This window comes from Nonomuraea sp. NPDC050643, from assembly GCF_040654715.1.
Taxonomy (GTDB): Bacteria; Actinomycetota; Actinomycetes; order Streptosporangiales; family Streptosporangiaceae; genus Nonomuraea.
The window spans coordinates 1-20,747 of sequence record NZ_JBFAIM010000121.1; the positions used below are offsets into that span (position 1 = coordinate 1).

Annotated in this window: 14 protein-coding genes; 6 read left to right on the forward strand and 8 right to left on the reverse strand. The window is 72.1% G+C overall.

Features of this window, described 5'->3' with window-relative positions:
• From AB0I15_RS64795 to AB0I15_RS64815, 5 genes are all read right to left on the reverse strand, one after another.
• Window positions 1–613 (reverse strand): thiamine pyrophosphate-binding protein (locus tag AB0I15_RS64795; protein WP_358120171.1); only part of this gene is annotated, 613 nt, incomplete at its 3' end.
• Entirely contained in the window at window positions 610–1,542 is a 933-nt protein-coding gene (gene aepX / locus AB0I15_RS64800; protein WP_358120173.1) for a phosphoenolpyruvate mutase, read from the reverse strand. The genes aepX and AB0I15_RS64795, both read right to left, overlap by 4 nt.
• A 50-nt stretch (window positions 1,543–1,592) precedes the next feature.
• Window positions 1,593–2,600: a C-terminal binding protein gene (locus AB0I15_RS64805; protein WP_358120176.1), complete on the reverse strand. Its 1,008-nt coding sequence runs from the start codon at window positions 2,598–2,600 to the stop codon at window positions 1,593–1,595.
• An 8-nt stretch (window positions 2,601–2,608) separates the two neighbouring features.
• Window positions 2,609–3,931, reverse strand: coding sequence for a histidine kinase (locus AB0I15_RS64810; RefSeq protein WP_358120179.1), 1,323 nt, complete (start codon window positions 3,929–3,931; stop codon window positions 2,609–2,611).
• A 92-nt stretch (window positions 3,932–4,023) separates the two neighbouring features.
• Complete coding sequence (locus AB0I15_RS64815) at window positions 4,024–5,175, reverse strand: iron-containing alcohol dehydrogenase (RefSeq protein WP_358120182.1); 1,152 nt, start codon at window positions 5,173–5,175, stop codon at window positions 4,024–4,026.
• 532 nt (window positions 5,176–5,707) lie between these two features.
• Between AB0I15_RS64815 and AB0I15_RS64820 the strand changes: the two genes are divergently transcribed.
• Together AB0I15_RS64820 and AB0I15_RS64825 are read left to right on the forward strand one after the other, a co-directional pair.
• Window positions 5,708–8,839 (forward strand): amidohydrolase family protein, encoded by a 3,132-nt coding sequence (locus tag AB0I15_RS64820; RefSeq protein WP_358120184.1) that lies wholly within the window; start codon window positions 5,708–5,710, stop codon window positions 8,837–8,839.
• 1 nt (window position 8,840) lies between these two features.
• Window positions 8,841–10,049: an MFS transporter gene (locus AB0I15_RS64825; protein WP_358120187.1), complete on the forward strand. Its 1,209-nt coding sequence runs from the start codon at window positions 8,841–8,843 to the stop codon at window positions 10,047–10,049.
• On the opposite strand, the gene AB0I15_RS64830 is transcribed toward AB0I15_RS64825, so the two are convergent.
• Genes AB0I15_RS64830 through AB0I15_RS64840 form a run of 3 tightly spaced genes read right to left on the reverse strand, consistent with a single transcriptional unit; the run spans window position 10,034 to window position 13,875 of the window.
• The gene (locus tag AB0I15_RS64830; protein WP_358120190.1) at window positions 10,034–11,272 is read right to left on the reverse strand and encodes an NADP-dependent isocitrate dehydrogenase; all 1,239 of its coding nucleotides are present in this window, start codon (window positions 11,270–11,272) and stop codon (window positions 10,034–10,036) included. The genes AB0I15_RS64825 and AB0I15_RS64830 overlap by 16 nt on opposite strands.
• Window positions 11,273–11,288: 16 nt before the next feature.
• Complete coding sequence (locus AB0I15_RS64835) at window positions 11,289–12,686, reverse strand: MmgE/PrpD family protein (protein ID WP_358120193.1); 1,398 nt, start codon at window positions 12,684–12,686, stop codon at window positions 11,289–11,291.
• The gene (locus AB0I15_RS64840) at window positions 12,679–13,875 is read right to left on the reverse strand and encodes a citrate synthase (RefSeq protein ID WP_358120196.1); all 1,197 of its coding nucleotides are present in this window, start codon (window positions 13,873–13,875) and stop codon (window positions 12,679–12,681) included. Before AB0I15_RS64840 ends, AB0I15_RS64835 begins: the two co-directional genes overlap by 8 nt.
• 243 nt (window positions 13,876–14,118) lie before the next feature.
• Between AB0I15_RS64840 and AB0I15_RS64845 the strand changes: the two genes are divergently transcribed.
• From AB0I15_RS64845 to AB0I15_RS64860, 4 genes are all read left to right on the forward strand, one after another.
• Window positions 14,119–17,130 carry a tetratricopeptide repeat protein gene (locus AB0I15_RS64845; protein ID WP_358120199.1) on the forward strand — a complete coding sequence of 1,004 codons (3,012 nt, stop codon included), beginning with the start codon at window positions 14,119–14,121 and terminating at the stop codon, window positions 17,128–17,130.
• Between the two features lie 94 nt (window positions 17,131–17,224).
• The gene (locus tag AB0I15_RS64850; RefSeq protein ID WP_358120201.1) at window positions 17,225–18,103 is read left to right on the forward strand and encodes an SDR family oxidoreductase; all 879 of its coding nucleotides are present in this window, start codon (window positions 17,225–17,227) and stop codon (window positions 18,101–18,103) included.
• 83 nt (window positions 18,104–18,186) lie between these two features.
• Window positions 18,187–18,831, forward strand: a complete 645-nt coding sequence (locus AB0I15_RS64855; RefSeq protein WP_358120204.1) for a TetR/AcrR family transcriptional regulator — start codon at window positions 18,187–18,189, stop codon at window positions 18,829–18,831.
• A 158-nt stretch (window positions 18,832–18,989) separates the two neighbouring features.
• On the forward strand, window positions 18,990–20,519 hold the full coding sequence (locus AB0I15_RS64860; protein WP_358120207.1) for a ricin-type beta-trefoil lectin domain protein: 1,530 nt from the start codon (window positions 18,990–18,992) through the stop codon (window positions 20,517–20,519).
• The last annotated feature ends 228 nt before the right edge of the window (window positions 20,520–20,747 follow it).

Below are 20,747 nucleotides of genomic sequence, written 5' to 3' on the forward strand. Positions count from 1 at the left end.
GCCGCCCCGCCTGCGGGCGGGCCGGGGCGGGCGCCGCGCCGCCGCTCCCGTCGTCGCGTCCGTGCCGCGCCACGGCCGGGACGACGGGAGCGGGCGGGGGTTTCTCGTGCAGCGGTTCGGGCTTGACGACCTCGTCGCGCAGGACGAACGCGTACGGCAGCCGTTCGCGGTCCATCGCCGCCCAGCCCGCGTCCAGGCACGCGCCCAGTTCGCTCCCCTTGTCGGGCACCAGCGCGTGCCCGATCCGCATGAGGTCGAGCAGCGGCCCGGTGATCTCTCCCATGAGCCGGTGCTGCGGCTCGTCGGGACGGCCCGGCTCCCCTCGCCAGGTGACGACGAGGGGTACGGGGATGGCGGCGGGGTGGTTGAGCGAGGTGAGCGGGTTGACCATGTTGCCGAGACCGGAGTTCTGGGCGATGACGCACGCGGTCACGCCGGCCAGCCAGCAGCCGGACGCGATGGCCACGGCCTCGCCCTCGACCGTGGCCGGCAGATAGCCCGGCCCGGAGGCCACCCGGTTGATCAGGGGGGTCAGGTAGGAGCAGGGCACCCCGGTCACGTCGGTCACGGCACGTGCGGTCAGTCCGTCCAGCAACTCCTGAGCGTCGATCACGAGGCCGGCTCCTGGGCGTTCACGAGTGCGGCAACGTGGGGCACCTCGTCGCCGTACCGCTTCTCGTCGGCGGCGAGTTGCTCGTACTTCATCAGCGAGAACAGCTCGTCCAGCGAGGCGATGCCGGCCTCCACCGCCGCCGGCCCGTTGTTGCGGAGCGACCTGCAGGCCTCCCGCATCGCGGCGACCGAGGCGCGCATGCTCTGGTTGGCCCAGATCACGCCGGAGATGCCGAGCTTGACGTACTCCTCCATGGGTGTCGCGTGATAAGTGGTGGGCGCGATGAGCAGGGGCAGGGCGGTGCCCCACTCCCGGGCGAACTCGGCGATCTCCTGGACCGTGGGCTTCCTGGAGTGGATGAAGAGGGCGTCGGCCCCGGCCTGCCGGTAGGCCTCGGCCCTGCGCAGCGCCTCCTCCAGTCCCGCGCCCGCGATGAGCGCCTCCGTCCTCGCCACGACGACGAAGTCGGGATTGTCCAGCGCCTCGCGGCAGGCGGCGATCTTCCCGCAGAACTCGCCGATGGGCGCGAGCACGTGGTCGTCGCCCACGAACGAGTTCATCTTCGGGAAGAGCTTGTCCTCCAGGCACACGCCCGCGGCGCCGATCCGCTCGGCCCGCGCGGTGAACCGGCGGGCGGTGTTGAAGTTGCCGTGCCCGGTGTCGCCGTCCACCAGCACCGGCAGCCCGGACGCCTCCACGACGCGGGCCGCCATGTCCAGCAGTTCCGTCCAGGAGGCCTCGTCGCTGTCACGAACCCCCAAGGCCGTCGATATGCACAAGCCCGACGCCCACAGTGCGGGGAATCCGGCCTCCGCCGCGATGCGAGCGCTCAGGCCGTCGTGCGCACCCATGAGAACGACAGGCTCGGGACCGCCGAGCAGCGCCCGCAGGGCGGCGCCCGGGTGGGGCGCCAGGTCTGCCATCGACATCTTGCGCTGCTTTGTGCCGTTAACGCTCAATGGTTCTCTCCTTGTCTTGGTCAGACGACCCGGCACTCGGCCGGCGGCAGACCGCCGCTCAGCACGGCCATGACGCCTTCTGCGACCCGCCGTCTGAGACTGCGTTCCGACTCCATGGACAGGAACGCGCGGTGCGCGGACACCACCACGTCGTCGTGGTCGAGCAGCGTGCGGGTCACGGGATTTTCGTTGGGATCCTCCGGGCTGAACACGTCGGAGGCGAAGCCGCCCAGCGTGCCCTCCTGGAGCGCGTCGCGTACGGCGGCGACGTCGACCAGCAGGCCCCGGGCCGTGTTGACCAGGAGCGTGCCGGGCCGGGCCCGGCCGAGGGCGGCGGCGCCGACGAGCAGGCGGGTCTCCTCGGTGAGCGCCGCGTGGATCACCACCGCGTCGCAGGCGGCGAACAGCCCGCCCAGGTCGTCCACCGCTTCGACGCCGTGACCCGCCATGAGGTCGGCCGACACGTACGGGTCGTAGGCGAGGACCCGGCCGTAGAAGGCGTGCAGCTTCCTGGCGGTGGCCCGGCCGATGCGGCCGAAGCCGGCGATGCCCGCCACCCGCTTCGACAGGCGTCTGGGGACGCCGCCGGCGTGGATGTTCCACCGGCCCGTCTTGACGAGCCGGTCCTGGGTGCAGATCTTGCGTTCCAGCGCCAGCAGGAGCGCGAGCGTGTGGGTGCTCACCTCGTCGCCGCAGTAGTCGGGGACATTGAAACCGGCGATGCCGGACGCGGCCAGCAGCGGCGCGTTGAGATTGTCGACGCCCACGCCGCTGCGGGCCACGACCTTGCAGGCCGGTACGGCGTCCAGGAGTTCCTTGGTCACCTGGCACCGGTAGATCACCAGCGCGTCGGCGCCGCGCACGTGCCGCAGGAAGTGCGGCCCCTCGGTCACGTAGCCGTCGGTGAACAGGCCCAGGTCCAGGTCGGCGTCCGCGCCGAACACCTCGCGCTCGATGCCGGCCAGCGCCGGGTCGGGCCGGCCCGACCCGTCGAGGGCCCAGGCCGGATCGGTGTAGACGATGCGCATGACCCTCCCTAGGAGTCGTAGCCCCAGCTTCGGCCGTCACGCCGGCCTCGGCGCAGCGTCGCGGCCGCGGCGTAGGTGTTGGTCAGCTCGTACAGGTCCAGGTAGGTCAGGTGCCGCCCGGAGCCGAGCTTGATCAGGGACCCGTCGCCCGACCAGCGGTGCTTGACGAAGGGCGCCACCCAGGCCGTCCCGTCCGCGGCCAGCTCGCGGGACGCGGTCCCGCCGTCGGCGGTGACCCAGTCCAGGCGCAGGCTGCCGCCGGTCACCAGGTAGTGGGTCTCCCCCGGTTCGAGCAGGTCGCCGCCCGCGTCACCGCGTACCGACAGGTAGAGGCCGGAGAGGTCGGGCAGGTGCGGCGCGCCGGCCAGCGAGGTCACCCGGTAGCCGAAAAAGTCGCGGACCTGCCGCCGGCACTCGGCGACGTTCATGTACGTCTTGCCGACGTCGTCGTGCCGGAGATCCCGGCGCAGCAGGAGCCGGTCGTCGAGGCCGAGCCGCCAGCCGAGCTCGCGCAGGTCCTCCACGGCCCCGTATTCCAGCGCGGCGGCCAGCTTCTCCCCGCTCATGCCCAGCTCGGCGGCGGCCGAGTCGATGGTGTGGCCGCGACGGGCCAGCAGGAGGCCGGCGAGCGCCTTGGGTGACGGCTCGCTGCCGAGCCAGCCGAACAGCTCCGTCGCCGCCGGTTCCGACCAGTCGTTGACGTCCTCCAGCAGGCCGGCCAGATTCGACTGACCTGTGTAGGACACGATGCGGGCCGGGACGTCGGAGGCGAGTGAGTAGCTGTGGGGGCAGTAGGAGGGCTCGAGGTAGGAGTCGCCGACGATCCACGGGTCCTCGCCGCCGTTGGCCTCGATGACCTGCCAGGTGGCGTCGGTCAGCTCCTCTCCCCAGCGGCCGTGGATGTCGCCCGGCCCCAGGTTGACGGTGATCGCGGGCTCCAGGTGCCCGTTGTTGAGCGCCGGCACGCGGCCCGCGGGGCAGAGGATGTCCAGGATGACCGGCGCGACGGCGCCCGGCGGCGCGGCCATCGTGTAGTAGTTGTAGAAATGGATGCCGTCGCGCTGGATCGGGCGGCGGGTCTCGCCGAGTTCCGCGGCCGTCCGGGTCACCACGGTCAGGTCGCGGCGGCCGCTCTCGGTCAGGCGCTCGGGCTCGACGCCCAGCGCGCGCGACAGAGCGCTCACCTCCGGTTCGGGCCACTCGTCGCCGCCCGGCTTGTCCAGCAGCGCCGCCAGGCGCGCGCGGCCGAGTCCGGCGGCCTCGGCGACCTGCCCGACCGTCATCTTGCGTACGTTCATCCAGTGGACGACCTTGAAGGTGTCAAGGCGCATGCTCGCCTCCGAGAAGTCTCCGAGCGATGGTCAGGACCTAGCGGTGGGTGCGGTGGGGGGATGACGCGGACGTCACCACGTCCGGGATCGGGTCACGAGGTCAGCAGCCGGATCAGCGTGGGGACGTCGAGGTTGCGGGGGTTGTTGCCGGCACGGTCGTAGCCGAGCGCCTGGCCCGCGATCCAAGCCGCGTCCCGGCTCAGGTCGGGCGCCCGAGGCAGGTCGGCTCGGGCCAGGAACGCCTCCACCCGGCCGGCCAGGGCGGCGGCGTCGCCGGCTCCCGCCGCGGTGGCCACGGCCGCGATGGCCTCGCGTACCCGCCCGGCGCCCCGGGCATCGGCGCAGTCCTCCGCCTCCACCTCCGCGTTGAAGCGGATCACCCGGGCCAGGGTGACGCCGCACGCATGCCCGTGGCCCAGGCCGTACCGCAGGGTCAGCGGGTAGGACAGGGCGTGGCACAGGGTGGTGCCGGCGATGGCGATGGCCCTCCCAGACAGGTGCCCGGCGAGCAGCAGGGCCTGCCGGTCGCCGGCGGCCGGCGGGTGAGACGGCCGATCGAGCAGCTCGGTGAGCTGGGCCCAGGCCGCCGCGCCGAGCGTCTCGGCCCGGGCGTCCGCCCTGGTGGACCACGCCGCCTCCACGCCCTGAGCGAGCGTGTCGAGCATGCTGCCGGTGAGCTGTTCCGGGGGGAGGCCGAGCAGCAGGTCGGCGTCGAGGATCGCGGTCGCCGGCCGGACCGGATCGCCTCTGAGGGAGAGTTTACGGCCCCGCGCGACGTCCCAGATGGTGGCGAACGGCGTGGTCTCGGCACCGGTGCCCGGCGTCGAAGGCAGGGCCACGACGGGCAGGCCCTGGCCCCGTACGTCGTTCTCGCACGCCTGGGCCACCAGCGCCGGGGTGACGTCGGGCCCGGTGGCCAGGGCCGCGGCGGCCTTGGCGGCGTCCATGACGCTGCCGCCGCCCACCGCCACCACGACCTCGGCGCGGTGCTCGCGTAACGTGCGGGCGAGCCGCGCGACGGAGGCCGGCGTCGGCATGCCCGACTGGACGCACACACGCGGACGGAACGGGCGCAGCGCGGCGAGCAACCCGGACGACCATGGGCGGCCGGGGAAGCCCGCGCCGGTGACCAGCAGGACGCGCGGGGAACGCCGCCGGTCGCACGCCACGGCTTCGACCTCTTCGGCGACGGTGACGGCACGGCCCGCGCCGATCAGCGTCCGCGGACCATCGAACAGGAGCATTTCAACAGAGACAGGAGGAGCAGACATGAATGGTAGACCTCTTCAGCACTGAGAGAAAGCTCGCGGTGCTGCTGGAACCGCAATGCAATTGGCAAATCGTCACCGACCGGCCGCCCTCTCATTGCGCCAACACAACACAGTGACTCGAACGAGCACAAGCGTTCACGGGTAATCATCGCGCGACGTCCTGTGACCACCGCCTGGCCCGTTCGTTGAGTACGGTGAGGTTAAGCCGTGGTTCACCAGGACTTCATGCACGCTCGTGCCGTATATTACGGTTCGATAACATCAAATGAAGGCCCGTCGCCGCCATTTTCCTTTTCCCGGCCCCGCCGCGACAAGAAAACATAAAGATCAACTTAGGGAGGCGGATGCCATCATCACCAAATGCGATTCACCCAGTCCCGTCCGGCCGCCCCGTCATGACTTCTCCCGGTTCGGCCCTGCCTCGTCCCATACCCCGTATCCCCATGACCGCTCATTTCGTTGAGCGAAGCGCAGATCGACGTATCCAGAGAAGGCAGGGCCGACCATGAGAGGCTTCACCAGACGACGTTTCATCCAGACCGTGGCGGTCACCGGTGCGGCAGCCGGGACGATGCCCGCGCCGGCCACAGCGACCACGACAGCGACCACAACGGCGACCACGACAGCGGCGGCGACCAGGACGCTCACCTTCACCGGCGTCACCAACGGCACCGTGGCCGTCTCACCCGCGGCCGACCGGCTCATCGTGGAGACGCAGGGCATCCTGTGGTCCCTGCCCCGGGCGGGCGGCACGGCCAAGGCCCTGACCTCCGCCGATCTGGAGCCCACCCGCCCCACCTGGTCCCCCGACGGCTCTGCCGTGGCCCTGTGCGCCTACAAGGGAGGCGGCTTCCACATCTGGACCATGGCCCCCGACGGCTCCCGGTTACGCCAGCTCACGAAAGGACCCTGGGATGACAGGGGCGTGAGCTGGTCGCCCGACGGCAGCCGCGTCGCCTTCTCCTCCGAGCGCGGCGGAGACCCGGCGGCGGGCAGCTTCTATCACATCTGGACGGTGGACGTCCGGTCCGGCCGGCTGACCCAGCTCACCGACGGGCCACAGAACGACTATGACCCCGCCTGGTCGTCCGACGGCCGCGTCCTGTTCGTCCGCGCCGACGCGGTGAGCGCCAGGACCATCGCCGCCGTGCCCGGCTCTGGCGGTGCGGCGAGCGTGGTCCGCACCGTGGACAGCGGCTCCGTGACGTGCCCCGCCGTCTCCCCCGACGGCTCCCGCGTCGCCTACGTCCAGCTCACCACGGACGTCAACGGCCCGGTGGCCACGCTGGTGGTGGACGGTGTGCCGGTCACGACGGGCGAGGACGTCTTCGCGGTGCCGCCCGTCTGGGTGTCGGCCGACGAACTGCTCTACCTCGCCGACGGGCAGGTCCGCACCCGGCGGGTGGGGACACCCGGCAACGCCGTGGCCATCCCGTTCACGGCCGCCCTCGAAGTGGCCCGGCCGGCCTACCGGCCGAAGAAGTACGACTTCCGCTCGACCGAGCCGCGTGCCGTACGCGGGATCAACCAGCCGGTGCTCTCCCCCGACGGCAGGTCGGTGGCCTTCACCGCGCTCAACGCCCTGTGGGTGCTGCGGTCCGGCGACGAGCCGCGCAAGCTCGTGCAGGCCGCCCCGGAGCACTACGTGCAGGGGCCCGCCTGGACGCCCGACGGCCGCGGCGTCCTCTACTGCAGCGACAAGGACGGCCTGAACGCCGTCTACCGGCACGACCTGGCCGGCGGCGCGGAGACCACCCTCGCCACCGGCGGCCGGGTCAACCCCGCGCTGTCGCCCGACGGCGCCAGGCTCGCCTGCCACGACATGACGGGCAACCTGCTGGTGCGCGACCTGGCCACCGGGCAGGAGCGCACGCTCGTGGCCGCGCTGGGCGGCGGAGGGCTGCCGGGGGCGCCCACGTGGTCCCCTGACGGCCGCTTCCTCGCGACCGCCGACCGCAACCGGCTCACGTTACGCTTCCGGGAGGGCTACAACCTCATCCGGGTCGTCGACACGCAGACCGGCCAGGCGGTGCTGCACGCGCCCCTTGACCACACGTCGCTGTCGGACCGCTACGCCTCCGGCCCCGTGTGGTCCCCCGACGGCCGGTCGATGGCGTTCGTCGCCGAGACCGCGCTGTGGGTGCTCCCGGTCGGGGCGGACGGATCCCCGGCAGGACCGGCGCGGCGGATCACGGACGAGCCCGCCGACTTCCCCTCCTGGTCGGGTGACTCCCGCTCGATCCTCTACCTGTCCAACGGGACGCTCCGCACGATCCGGCGCGACGGAGGCGGCCGGCGTACGCTGCCCGTGCGGCTCCGATACCGCCGCCGCACGCCCGCCTCGTCCGAGGTGACGCGCATCCACGCCGGCCGCCTGTGGGACGGCACCGGGGAGCGCGTCCGCCGAGACGTGGACATCATCGTGCGCGGCAACAGGATCGCCGGCGTCGAGCCGCACCGAGAGCCGCGCGCCGGCGAGCGATTCATCGACGCCACCGCCCATACCGTGCTGCCGGGCCTGTGGGACTCCCATGTGCATCCCTGGAACGCGACGTACGGCAACCGGCAGAACCTCGCCAACCTGGCCTACGGCATCACCTCCACCGTCTCCCTGGGCGGGTTCGCCTATGAGGGCGTGCGCATCCGCGAGGCCCTGGCGGCGGGCGAGCTGGACGGGCCGCGCCTGTTCGCCACCGGTGAGCTCATCGACGGCGACCGGGTGGCGTACACCATGGGGCGCGCGCACCGGACCCGCGAAGGACTGCGCCGCACGCTGGACCGGGCGGTGGCGCTGGACTTCGACTTCGTCAAGACGTACGTGCGCGCCCCCGGCTGGATCATGACGGAGGCGGCCCGCGTCGCCCACTCCGAGCTGGGCGTGCTCGCGGGCAGCCACCTGGCCTACCCCGGCGTCAACTCCGGCCAGGACGTGACCACTCACCTGCAGGCCACCCAGCGGCTGGAGCAGGGGCACCAGGTCTCCACGATGGGCCGCGCCTATCAGGACGTCGAGGAGATCTACCGGGAGCCCGGGTTCCACCTGGTCGCCACGCCGTTCTCGGCGCTGCAGCTCCTCGGCGCCGCGCCCGAGCTGGCCGACGACCCGCGCGTGGCCGCGCTGTTGCCGCCCTGGGACGTGGCCCTGATCCGGGCGACCGCCGCGGAGGCGCCCACCCAGGCCGAGCTGGTCCGGATCGAGACCGAGGTGGAGGTCTACAAGCGCATGCTGCGCGACGAGGCCGGGGGAATCGTGCTGGGCACCGACTCGCCGCTCTACCCCGTCGGCCTCCACCTGCACCTGGGCCTGCGCGCCCTGCACATGTACGGGGTCACGCCGCTGCAGGCACTGCGCATGGTCACGTCGCTGCCCGCGAAGGTGTTCGGTGTCGGCGACCAGCTCGGCACCGTCGAACCGGGCAAACTGGCCGACCTCGCCTTCGTGGCGGGCGACCCGTTCGCCGACTTCGCCAGCCTGGTGCAGACCACGATGACCATGCGCGACGGCGTGCTGTACCGGCAGGAGGACCTGGTGGGCAGGCAACCGCGGGCCGTCTCACCGGCGGCCGCGACGACCGACTGGATGGCGGTGTCCCGCTTCATGCGCAAGGACGGCTGCTGCTCCGACCATGGGGGGTGACGTGAGCGTCCGTCAGCGGGTCCGGGTCTCGATGGGCTGGCGCGTGGTGGTCGCCCTGGCCATCACGCAGACGGTCGGCTGGGGGGTGCTCTACTACGCCTTCGCCGTGTTCCTCGGTCCGTTGCAGCGTGACCTGCACGCCTCGGCCAGCCAGGTCACCGGCGCCTTCACCCTCGCCGTGCTCATCACGGGGCTGGCCGCGCCGCTGGTCGGCCGCCTGCTGGACCGGTACGGCGGACGCGGCCTGATGACCGCCGGCTCCGTCGCCGGGACGCTGGCGATGCTGGCCTGGTCCCGCGTGGCGGACGTCCCCTCTCTTTACCTGGTGCTCGCGGCCATCGGCGTGGCGTCGGCGCTCGCGCTCTACGAGCCCGCGTTCGCGGTCGTGGTGGCCTGGTTCGACCCGGAACGGCGGGCCAACGCGCTGCTGGCGGTCACGCTGGTGGCCGGTTTCGCCTCCACGATCTTCCTGCCCCTCACGGGACTGTTCGTGGAGCGCTACGGCTGGCGCACGGCCTCGGTGCTGCTGGCGGTGATCTTCGGGGTGACGACGATCCCGCTGCACGCCTTCTTCGTGCGCCGGCCGCTGCGGGCCGACCCGGTGGAGCAGGCGTCCGACGAGAAGGAGGCCGAGCTCGACCACGTGACGCTGAGGCAGGCCGCACGCGGCCGGGCCTTCTGGCTGCTGGCCGTGGCGTTCGTGGCGCACAGCGCGGCCATCGCGATCATGGCGGTCCACCTGCTCGCCTACCTCGTCGAGCTGGGTCACTCGCCCACGTTCGCGGCCGCGGTGACGGGCCTGCTCGGCGTCCTGTCGGTGACGGGCCGGCTGGTCGCCACCGGCCTGCAACGGCGCTTCCGTCCCGCGGCGGTCACCGCGTCCGTCTTCGCCCTGCAGGCCGTGGCCGTGGCCGTGCTCCCGCCCGTCGGCGGCAGCGCGGCGGGCGCGATCGCCTGCGTGATCGCCTTCGGGATCGGCTTCGGCGTGGGGACGATCGCCAGGCCACTGCTCATCGCCGAGCGGTACGGCGCCCACGCCTACGCCACGATCGCCGGGACCCTGGCACTGCCGATCATCCTGGCCAAGGCGCTCGGCCCGCTGGGCGCGGCGATCCTCAGCCAGGGGCCCGGCTACCCCGCGGTCATGCTGGTGGTCGCCGCGTGCAGCGTCGTGGCCTCGGCGTTGCTCGTCGCCTACGCCAAGTCCTGACCGGCTTCGCCGTCCCTCCGCAGGGCGTCGAGCCGGTCGGCCACGGCGGCCACGAAGTCCTCGGTGGTCAGCCAGGTGTCACGGCCCGCGAGCAGCGCCAGGTCCTTGGTCATGTGACCCGACTCCACGGCCGCCACACAGGCTCGCTCCAGCGTGGCGGCGAACGCGGCGACGTCCGGGGTGCCGTCCAGCCGTCCCCGGTGGGCCAGGGCGCGGGTCCAGGCGTAGATCGACGCGACGGGATTGGTGGAGGTCGGCCGGCCCCGCAGGTGGAGCCGGTAGTGACGGGTCACCGTGCCGTGCGCCGCCTCCGCCACCGCGGTGCGGCCGTCCGCCGTCATCAGCACCGACGTCATCAGCCCGAGCGAGCCGAAGCCCTGCGCGACGAAGTCGGACTGCACGTCGCCGTCGTAGTTCTTGCACGCCCAGACGAAGCCGCCCGCCGACTTGAGCGTCTGGGCCACCATGTCGTCGATCAGCCGGTGCTCGTAGCCGATTCCGGCCCGTTCGAACTCGTCCTTGAACTCGGTCTCGTACATCTCGGCGAACGCCTCCTTGAAGCGCCCGTCGTACGTCTTCAGCACCGTGTTCTTGGTCGACAGGTAGAGCGGCAGCGCCCGGTCCAGCGCGTACCGCATGGTGGCCCTGGCGAAGTCGCGGATCGACTCGTCGAGGTTGTACATCCCGAGCACGACCCCTGCGCCGCGGAGCGTGGCCACCTCCCTCTCGATCGGCTCGCCGCCGTCGTCCGGCACGTAGACCAGCCGGACGACACCGGGCCGCGAGACGGCGAGCTCGGTGGCCTCGTACTGGTCGGCGTGCGCGTGCCGACCGATGACGATCGGCCCGGTCCAGCCGGGGACGAGCCGCGGGATGTTCCTCATCACGATGGGCTCGCGGAAGATGACACCGCCGAGCAGGTTGCGGATCCGGGCGTTCGGCGAGGTCCACATCTGCTTCAGCCCGAATTCCTCGACCCGCGGCTCGTCCGGGTTGATCGTGGCGCACTTGACGCCCACCTGGTGCTTCTGGACGGCACGGATGGCGTCGAGCGTCACCTGGTCGCCGGTGGCGTCCCTGTTCTGGATCGACAGGTCGTAGTAGTCCAGCCCGACGTCCACGTGCGGGAGTATGAGGCGGTCCTTGACCAGCCCCCAGATGACCCTGGCCATCTCGTCACCGTCGAGGTCGGTCACCGGGCCGCGCACCTGGATCTTTCTCATGGTCGCCGCCTCCCCGCTACGCGCCGCGCTCGTCGGTCTTGGCGTCTCCCGGAACCTTCCTCAGCAGGTCGGTCAGCGTGCTGGTCCGCCGCTCCTCCAGCGACCGGACGCAGGCGGCCAGTTCTTCGCGCAGCGCGGGGGTGATGATCGGCTCGGTCAGCCCGGTGAACTTGGCCATCGCGGAGGCCCAGTCGGCGGGGCGGCGGAAGTGACCCGCGTAGTCGCTCTTCTCCCGTTCCAGCACGGCGCCGTCGCGGGTGAGCACGCGCACCCGGCAGGCCAGCTCGTCGGGGAACCTCGCCGTGTACTCGGGCCGGTTCCTGATCACGACCCGGGTGAGCAGGTCCTGGACGTCGGCCGCGACCACCCGCTCGGGCGCGTACTGCGCCGGCAGCACCTGGCCGTCCAGGAGGGCGACGGCGAGCAGGTAGGGCAGGGAGTGGTCGGCTTCCTCCTTGGTGCTGATCCGGGTCTTCTCGCCGTCGCTCCCGCCGCCGATGATGTCGTACGCCACGTCGAACGTGTCGAGCTCTATGCCGGTGACGTCCTCGGGGCGCAGCCCGTGCTCGGCGCGCAGCTCCAGCAGCGCCTCCAGCGCGGGCTGGGAGTGCACCTCGGCGTTGAACCGCTTGACGAACGTCCTGGTGATCCTGTCGAAGCCCGCGCGTTCCCAGTCGATGGTGAACGGGCCGCTGATGGCGTCCATGAGCCCCTTGCGCCCGTCGAGCGCGCCGAGCGGGCCGGTGAGCCCGCGGGCGGCCAGCAGCGCCAGGTGTACGGCCTCCGCCGCGGCGTACGGGTAGGCGAGGCCCTTCCAGTGGGACAACGACGTGCGGGTGACCCGCAGCGCGTTGAGCGCCGTACCCGCCATGGCCAGCGCGTGCGCGGCCTGGCCCGCGTCCAGCCGCAGCGCGCGGGCCACGCCGGAGGTGGCCGCGTAGCCGGCGTGGGTGACGTGGTCGAAGTGCCGTGCCCGGACCGGCCCTTCGTCCCCCAGCCTGCACTGGACCTGGTAGGCCACCGCGAGCGCGGTGAGCAGTTCGCTGCCCGGCAGGTCGCGGTACTCGGCCGCGGCGAGCACCGCGCCGATGTTGTCGCTGGGGTGGCAGGTCTCCCCGGGGGCGATGTAGGAGTCGTTGAAGTCGAGGTAACGGACGAGCGCGCCGTTGTAGAGCGCGGCGTCGCGTGGCGCGGCGTGGCCGCCGCCGACGAGGGACACGAGCGGGGCGCCGCCGAACTCGGCGATGTCCTGACGCAGGATCGCGATCGGCGGGCCGTCCAGGGCCCCGATGGCGCAACCGAGAGCGTCCAGCAACCGGATCTTCAGCGCTTCGCGCGCCTCGTCCGGCAGATCCTCGAACTTCGCCGACGTGGCGTATCTGGCCAGGTGAAGGGTCATGGGCTGGTCAGCCATGCGTGCGGCCTCTCTCTGCGGGTGATGGGACTGGCACGGTGGGTCCGCCGGCGAAGGCGGTGACGGGCCTGATCAGCCGATTGCCCGAGCGCTGCTCCAGCAGGTGGGCGCCCCAGCCGGCCAGCCGGGCCATCGCGAACGTGGCCGAGAACAGGGACCTGGGCAGCCCGACCGCCTCCATGACCAGCGCGGTGTACAGCTCCACGTTGGCACGGAGGGTGCGTCCCGGTTTGGCCTCGTCCAGCAGGACGGCGGCCTGCTTCTCGACCTGCTGGGTCAGGGCGAGGCGGTCACTGCCCAGCCGGGCGGTGACCTCGCGCAGCACCTCGACACGGGGGTCCACCGCACGGTAGATGCGGTGGCCGAACCCCATGATCCGCTCGTCCTTGAGCAGCCGGTCGCGCAGCCACGGCTCGACCTGGTCGGGTGAGCCGATCTCGTCCAGCATCTCCAGCACGAGGGTCGGGGCTCCCCCGTGCAACGGCCCGCCCATCGCGCCGAGCGCGCCGGCGAACGCGGAGCCGAGGTCGGCGCCGGTGGAGAAGATGACCCGGCCGGCGAAGGTGGAGGCGGCCATGCCGTGCTCGGCGGCGACCATCAGGTACTGCTCCAGCGCCCGGGCGTGCGCCTCCGGCGGCGGCTCACCGGAGATCATGTGCAGCAGGTTGGCCGCGTGGTCCAGGCCGGGATCCGGGGGCACGGGCTCCAGCCCTTGCCGCAGCCGGTGCTGCGCCGCCAGCATGATCGGAGCGGTGACCAGGGTCTGGAGGACCTGGCGGCGCAGCACCGTCCGGTCCAGCTCCAGGACGGGCCGCCAGTCGAGCGACCTGGCCAGGAGCAGGACGGCCGATTGCAGCCAGCCGATGCCGTCGGGCCGCTCCCCCAGCCGGGCCATGGCGGGCAGCAGGCCGGTGACCGCGGGCGGAATCGTGCTCAGCGCCGCGAGTTCGGCGGCGAATTCGGCGCGCCGCGTCGCGTCCGGTAGTTGGCCGTCCACAAGGAGGCACCAGACTTCCTCCAGAGCACAGCTATTGACGAGTTCGATCGCGTCGTAGTCGCGATAGCGGTAGCGACCCAGGTGGCCGTCCACGTGGGAAATTCGGGTATGGCACAGGATTATGTCGTTGAGTCCGTACACTTCGGGCCTGTGGGCGTCGCTCACGGCTTCCATCCTCGGGCTCGTCATCATGGGAATATGGTCACTGGCAGCCCGCCATTAAGGGTGTCAATAGCTGGCGTTCATCTCCTTTCCGCGCACATGAGAGTTGCGCACCGACAAATGATTACAGCCGTGACTCTAAGTTGATCTTTATGTTTGCTTGCGATGGACAGCCGTTCTGATTGGATGAGACACAGCCTTCTTGTGTCATTTCGAATAGCTGCACGGGGGGTTCCCCTGAAGTTCTTCCTGCTTGGACCTGTACACGCCAGCGTGCAAGAGCGGCCTGTCGACCTCGGCGTGCGCAAGCAGCGATTCGTGCTGGCGCTGCTCGCCCTGGAAGCGAACAAACAAGTGACCACCGAGCGCCTGGTGGAGCGGATCTGGCCCCAGGATCCGCCGGTCACGGCCCGCGGCATGATCCACACGTACATCAGCGGTCTGCGCAGCGCCATCGCGCGCGCGAACTGCCCCGGGACGTCCGTGGAGCGCACGGCGGGCGCCTACCTGCTGCGCTGCGACCCCGACCACATCGACGTGCACCGGTTCCGCGCGCTGCTCGCCCAGGCCAGGGTCGGCGACGACGAGACCAAGGTGGAGCTGCTGCGCAGGGCGCTGGCGCTGTGGCGCGGGCCCGCGCTGGCCGGGGCCGCCCCCGAGGAGGTCAGGGAGGCGGTGTGCAGGGGGCTCAACGAGGCACGGCTGGCGGCGGTCGAGGATCTGATCGCCGCGCAGTTGCGGCTGGGCCGTCACGAGGAGCTGCTGGAGGAGCTCCTGGCGCTGGCCGCCGAGCACCCCGGCCGGCCACGGCTGATCGGCGGGCTCATGCAGGCCCTGCACCGGGCGGGCCGCACCGCCGAGGCGCTGGTGATCTACCAGCAGACGCGGCAGCACCTGGGCGACCAGCTCGGTCTGGACCCTCCTGCCGAACTGCAGGAGCTGCACCTGAGACTCGTGCGCAACGATCCGGTGCGCACCCCCGACCCCGCGCCACAGCACCACCCGGCTCCCGCCCCGCGGCAGCTCCCGGCCGACCTGCCCACCTTCGTGGGCCGCGCGGACGTGCTGGACACCCTGCTCGCGCTCGCCGACGACGAGCTGGCCACGTCCACCGTGATGGTCGGGGTGATCGACGGCATGGCGGGCATCGGCAAGACGGCGCTCGCGGTGCACGCCGCCCACCTGCTGGCCGACCGGTTCCCCGACGGGCAGCTCTTCGTGGACCTGCACGGCTTCACCCACGGAGTCGCGCCGGTCATGCCCTCTGAGACGCTGCACGGGCTGCTGTGCGCCCTCGGCGTGCCGCACGAGCGCGTGCCCCGTCAGCTCGACGAGCGGGCCGCGCTGCTGCGCACCACCCTGGCGGGGCGACGGCTGCTGATCCTGCTGGACAACGCCCTCAACGAGGCGCAGATCCAGCCGCTGCTGCCCGGCTCACCCGGCTGCCTGGTGCTGATCACCAGCAGGCACCAGCTCGCCGGCCTGGACGACGCGCACCGGATCAGGCTCGAGGTGCTGCCGCACGACGACGCGATCACCATGTTCACCAGGATCGCCGGGGACGGTCACCCTGCCGCGCTGGTGGCCGAGCTGGTGGAGCTGTGCGGGCGGCTGCCCCTGGCCGTACGCATCGCCACGTCGCGCCTGCGGGCCCGGCCCGCCTGGCCGCTCGCCCACCTGGTCGATCGGCTGCGCAACCGCAACCGCCGGCTGGCCGAGCTGGAGCTGGGGCAGCGCAGCGTCACCTCGGCCATCGACCTGTCCTACCACCAGCTCACCACGTCGCAGCAGCGGTTGTTCCGGCTGCTCGGCCTGCACCCGGGCCCCGACACCGACGCCTACTCCGCCGCCGCGCTGGCCGGCACCACGCTGGACGAGGCAGACCGGCTGCTCGACGACCTGCTGGAGGCCGGCCTCGTCCACGAGCCCATGCCGGGCCGCTACCGGCTGCACGATCTGCTGCGGGCCTACGCCGCCGGCGCGGAGGAATCGGACGCCCAGCGTCAGGCCGCGCTGGGACGGCTCCTCGAGTACTACATGCACACGGCGGCGAAGGCGATGCAGGTCCTGTACCCCTTCGAGACGCCGCGCCGCCCCCGCGCCAAGGAGGCGCCGGCGCCGGCCCGGTCCTTCCCGTCGCCCTCGCACGCGCAGCAGTGGCTGGAGACCGAGCTGGCCAATTTGCTGGCCGCCGCCAGGCAGGAGCAGCCCGGCCACACCCCGCACCTGTCCGCGATCCTGCACCTGCACCTGCGCACCCGCGGCAGCTTCACCGAGCCGCTGCACACGCGGGTGCTGCAGATCGCCAGGCGGACGCGGGACGAGTACGCCCAGGCGGAGGCGCTGCTCAGCCTGGGCGCGGGACACCTGAGGAGCGGCCGTTTCGCCCAGGCCGGCACCCTGCTGCTGCAGGCGCTGGACCTGGCGCGGACGATCGGGCACGTCCCCTTCCAGACCGAGGCGCTGACCGGCCTGGGCGAGGCCCAGTTGCAGAGCGGCTCCCACTCTCAGGCCCACGACTACTTCGAGCGCGCGCTGGTCCTCGCCGGCAAGACCGGGCACCACGCGGGGCAGGCCGACGCCCTCGCCGGGCTCGGCCACGCGCACATCCACGTGGGCCGTCTGAAGCAGGCGAGCGACTGCCTCCACGACGCGCTGACCACCTCACGCAAGATCGGCCACCCGGCCGGCGAGCTGAACGCGCTGCTCGGACTCGGCCACCTCTGCCTGCGCACGAGCGACCGGCGGCAGGCGTGCGAGCACTTCGAGCAGTGCCTCGCGGTATGCCGGCGCACCGGCAACACGATCGGGGAGGCGTACGCGCTGATCGGGCTCGGCTACGTCGGCCGGCGAGAGGAGAGAGACGCGAACTTCGGCCGGGCCCTGACCGCCGCCAGGCGCGCCGGGGACCGTGCGGGTGAGATGTGGGCGCTGGTCGGGCTCGGTCACTGCCACCGACGGGCGGGCCGGCACGACCACGCCGAGGACCGCTTCACCCGCGCGCTGGCCATCGCCGACGAGCTCGGCCAGCCCAACGGGCGCTTCGAGGCCCTGTACGGCCTCGGACACGTCTGCAGGGCGGCGGGGCGGCCCGGGCAGGCCATGACCTATCAGCAGGCCGCGCTGGACCTGGTCCACAAGGGGGATCACCAGCGCGACGAGGCGCGCGCGCTCCACGGGCTGGCCATGGCGTGCCACGCGCTGGGGCGTAAGGACCAGGCCCGCGAGCACCGGGGGCGAGCCTGGCGGATCCTCGCCGAGCTGACCAGGTCGGCGGCCGGTTGATCAGTCCGCCCGGCCGCGAACATCGCATGGGCTGGTTTTGCGACGAAATGTCGTAAACTTTGCGACAGGTTGTCTCGCAAAGGAATGTGAAGCCGTGACGAAGCGCACCCAGAAGTTGATCGTCGTAACCGGAGCCTCCACGGGCATGGGCGCGTCGGCCGCCCGCGAACTGGCGCGCCAGGGATTCCACGTCCTGGCCGGCGTGCGACGCGACCGTGACGCCGACGCCATCCGATCGACCGGCATCGAGCCGGTCATCCTCGACATCACCGAGTCCGAGCACGTGGCGGCGCTCGCCGCGCGGGTCGCCGGCGACCCGCGCCCTCTGCACGCGCTCGTCAACAACGCCGGCATCCAGGTCAACGCCCCGGTCGAAGCCCTGCCGATGGCGCAGTGGCGGTGGGTGTTCGAGGTCAACCTGTTCGGCCACATCGCCGTCACCCAGGCGCTCCTGCCCACGCTGCTGCGCGGCGAGGGCCGCGTGGTCAACATCAGCTCGGTCGGCGGCAAGGCCGCCATGCCCACCTACGGCGCGTACGCCGGCGCGAAGTTCGCGCTGGAGGCGGTCAGCGACTCGCTGCGCCGGGAGGTCGCGCCGCTGGGCGTACAGGTGGTCGTGGTCGAGCCCGGCGGCGTCCGCACGGAGATGGCCGCCCGCGGGATCGCGACGGCGAACCGGCTGGCCGCCCAGATGACGCCGGAGCAGGACGAGCGCTACGGCGGCCTGGTCCAGGCGATCAACAGGCTGATGGCCTCGGGCACCGCGTCGGGCGTGACCGCCGACGCGGCCGCCCGGGTCATCGCGAAGGTCGTGACGACCCGCAAGCCGCGCGCCCGCTACACCATCGGCCGGGACGCCGCCCTGATCACCCGCATGGTCCGGATCCTGTCCGACCGCACGCTCGACCGCGTCATCGCCGCCAACCTGCGCCGCCACCACCCGAAGACGGCCACGGCGCAGCCCGCCGCGTAACCCACCGCGTCCTCCGGCCCGCGCGGGATCACCGGCTCAGGCGCCGGGGCGGGACGCGGACCCGGGGGTGAGAGGATGATCGGATGCCGCGGATCCGGGGAGCCAGCATCGAGGAGCACCACGAGATGGTGTGGGCCGACCTTTCCGAGGCGATGCGGCACCTGCTGATCGAGCGCGACTACGACTCGATCAACATGGGTCACATCGCGGCCCGGGCCGGGCTCGCGCGCAACACGCTGTACAACTACGCCCGCGACAAGAGCGCGCTGGTCCTGCTGCTGACCCAGCGGGCGGGCCGGCCCGCGGTCGAGCGTGTGGCCGCGATCGCCGCGCGGTCCGCGGACCCGGCCGCGGAGCGGATGCGGGAGATCATCGAGGCGGTCCTGGAGGCGTTCACCGACCCGGTCCTGCAACTGATGTTCCGGCCGGGCTCCGGCCCGCCGTTCGCCGAGGCGCCGAAGGGGCCGGACAGCCCGTTCCACGCGATCGTGGTCGAGGTGGAGAACGTCGTCCGGGCCGGCGTCGCGCGCGGAGAGTTCCGCGACGTCGGCGACGTGCGGCTCGCGGTGGAACTGCTGTCCGGTGTCATGCGGGCGGGCGCCGAGCGCATCGGCCGCGAACCGGCCGCCTTCGCGGCCACGGTCCGCGCGGCGCGGGAGATCGTCCTCGCGTCTCTGACCCGCCGCCCGGGTCAGGTGAGGACCGGCTCCACCGTCGTGATCACGTAACGCCCGGCGGTCGCCCCGTTTCGGTCGCGCTCACTCGCGTTCATCCGACTACGCAACTTCACCATTCTTTACCAGAGCTGTCGGCGTTATACTCCTCGCCGAGAGAGCGCTTTCTTGCCAGGTTTCAACCCTCATCCCCCCTTCGGAAGGCAGCCTGCATGAAACGAGCGTTCGTGACGCTCGCGGCCGTGATGCTCGCCACCTGCACGGTAACGGCCGTGCCGGCGTTCACTCACCCCGCGGTGGCGGCACCCGACCCGGCACCCGATTCCCCCTTACCCGCCGAGCTGCGCGCCGCGATGGAGCGCGATCTCGATCAGGACTGGCCGGAGCTGCGCACCCGGCTCAACGTCGAAGCCGCCGCTCCCGCCCAGGAGGCGAAACTGCGCGCCCGGCTGGGCCCGGCCTTCGGCGGCGCGTGGCTGGCCGAGGACGGCAGCACCCTCGTGGTCGGCGTCACCGACGCCGGCCGCACCGACGAGATCCGGGCCGCCGGCGCGCGACCCCAGGTCGTCGAGCGCAGCGCGGCGGCGCTGGACACGGCCAAGGCCGCCCTGGACCAGCACGCCAAGGCCGCCGGTACGGCCGTCCACGGCTGGTTCGTGAACCCGGCCCGCAACGAGGTGATCGTCCAGGCCGACGACCGCCCGGCCGCGGAGGCGTTCACCAAGGCCGCCGGAGTGAAGGACGCCCACGTCGAGCTGCGCGGCGCCGACATGGCCTACCGCCCGGTCTACGACACCCGCGGCGGCGACGAGTTCCACGTCAACCTCGGCAACGGGTACATCGCGATCTGCTCGGTCGGGTTCGCGGTGTCGGGCGGCTTCGTCACGGCCGGGCACTGCGGCAGCGCCGGGCAGAGCACCTCGGGCGCCGGGGTGGACCAGGGCACCGTCCGAGCGTCGCAGTTCCCCGGCGCCGACATGGCGTGGGTCCAGGTGAACAGCTCGTGGAAGGCCCGCCCCGTCGTGAACAACCACTCCGGCGGGACCGTCCAGGTGACCGGCTCGCAGGAGGTTTCGGTGGGCGGCTCGGCGTGCCGCTCCGGGCGTACCACCGGGTGGCGCTGCGGCACCGTCCAGGGCAAGAACGTCACCGTCAACTACAACGGCCAGCTCGTCCACGGGCTGACCGCCACGTCCGCCTGCGCCGAGCCGGGCGACTCGGGCGGCTCGTTCCTGTCGGGCACCCAGGCCCAGGGGGTGACCTCGGGGGCCGGCGGCAACTGCTCCTCCGGCGGCACCAGTGTCTACCAGCCGGTCAACCCGATCCTCAGCGCGTACCGGCTCGCGCTCGTCACGCCCGGGAACACCAACAGGCTGGTCGGGTACGCGGGCAAGTGCATCGACGTGCCCGGCGGGAACCCGGCCGACGGCAGCCAGTTGCAGATCCACACCTGCAACGGCACCAGCGCGCAGGACTGGACGTTCGCCCCGGACGGGACGGTGCGCGGGATGGGCATGTGCATGGACGTGGCATGGGGCTCCACCGCCGACGGCGCCAATGTGCAGATCGCCAACTGCAGCGGCAACCCGGCGCAGCAGTTCGTGCTGAGCGGGGCGGGAGACCTGGTCAATCCGCAGGCGAACAAGTGCGTCGACGTCAAGGACTGGAACAGCGCCGACGGGGCGAAGCTGCAGATCTGGACGTGCGGCGGCGGCTCCAACCAGAAGTGGGCGCGTTCGTGATCCGGCGGGTTGCGGTGGTGTCGGCGCGGGTGCTGTTCGTCCTGGTCGTGGCCGTGGGCCTGGGCGGCACGGTCCCGGCCCCGGCACCGGCCGCGGTCCCATCCTCGGACCGTACGACGGCCGGCACCACTACCGGCACCACTGCCGGCGGTGTCGGCACGGCGGCGGCGGGGGCGGCGGGGGCGGCTTGCGCGTGTCCATGCGGGCCTTGATCAGGCTGGCCACGGT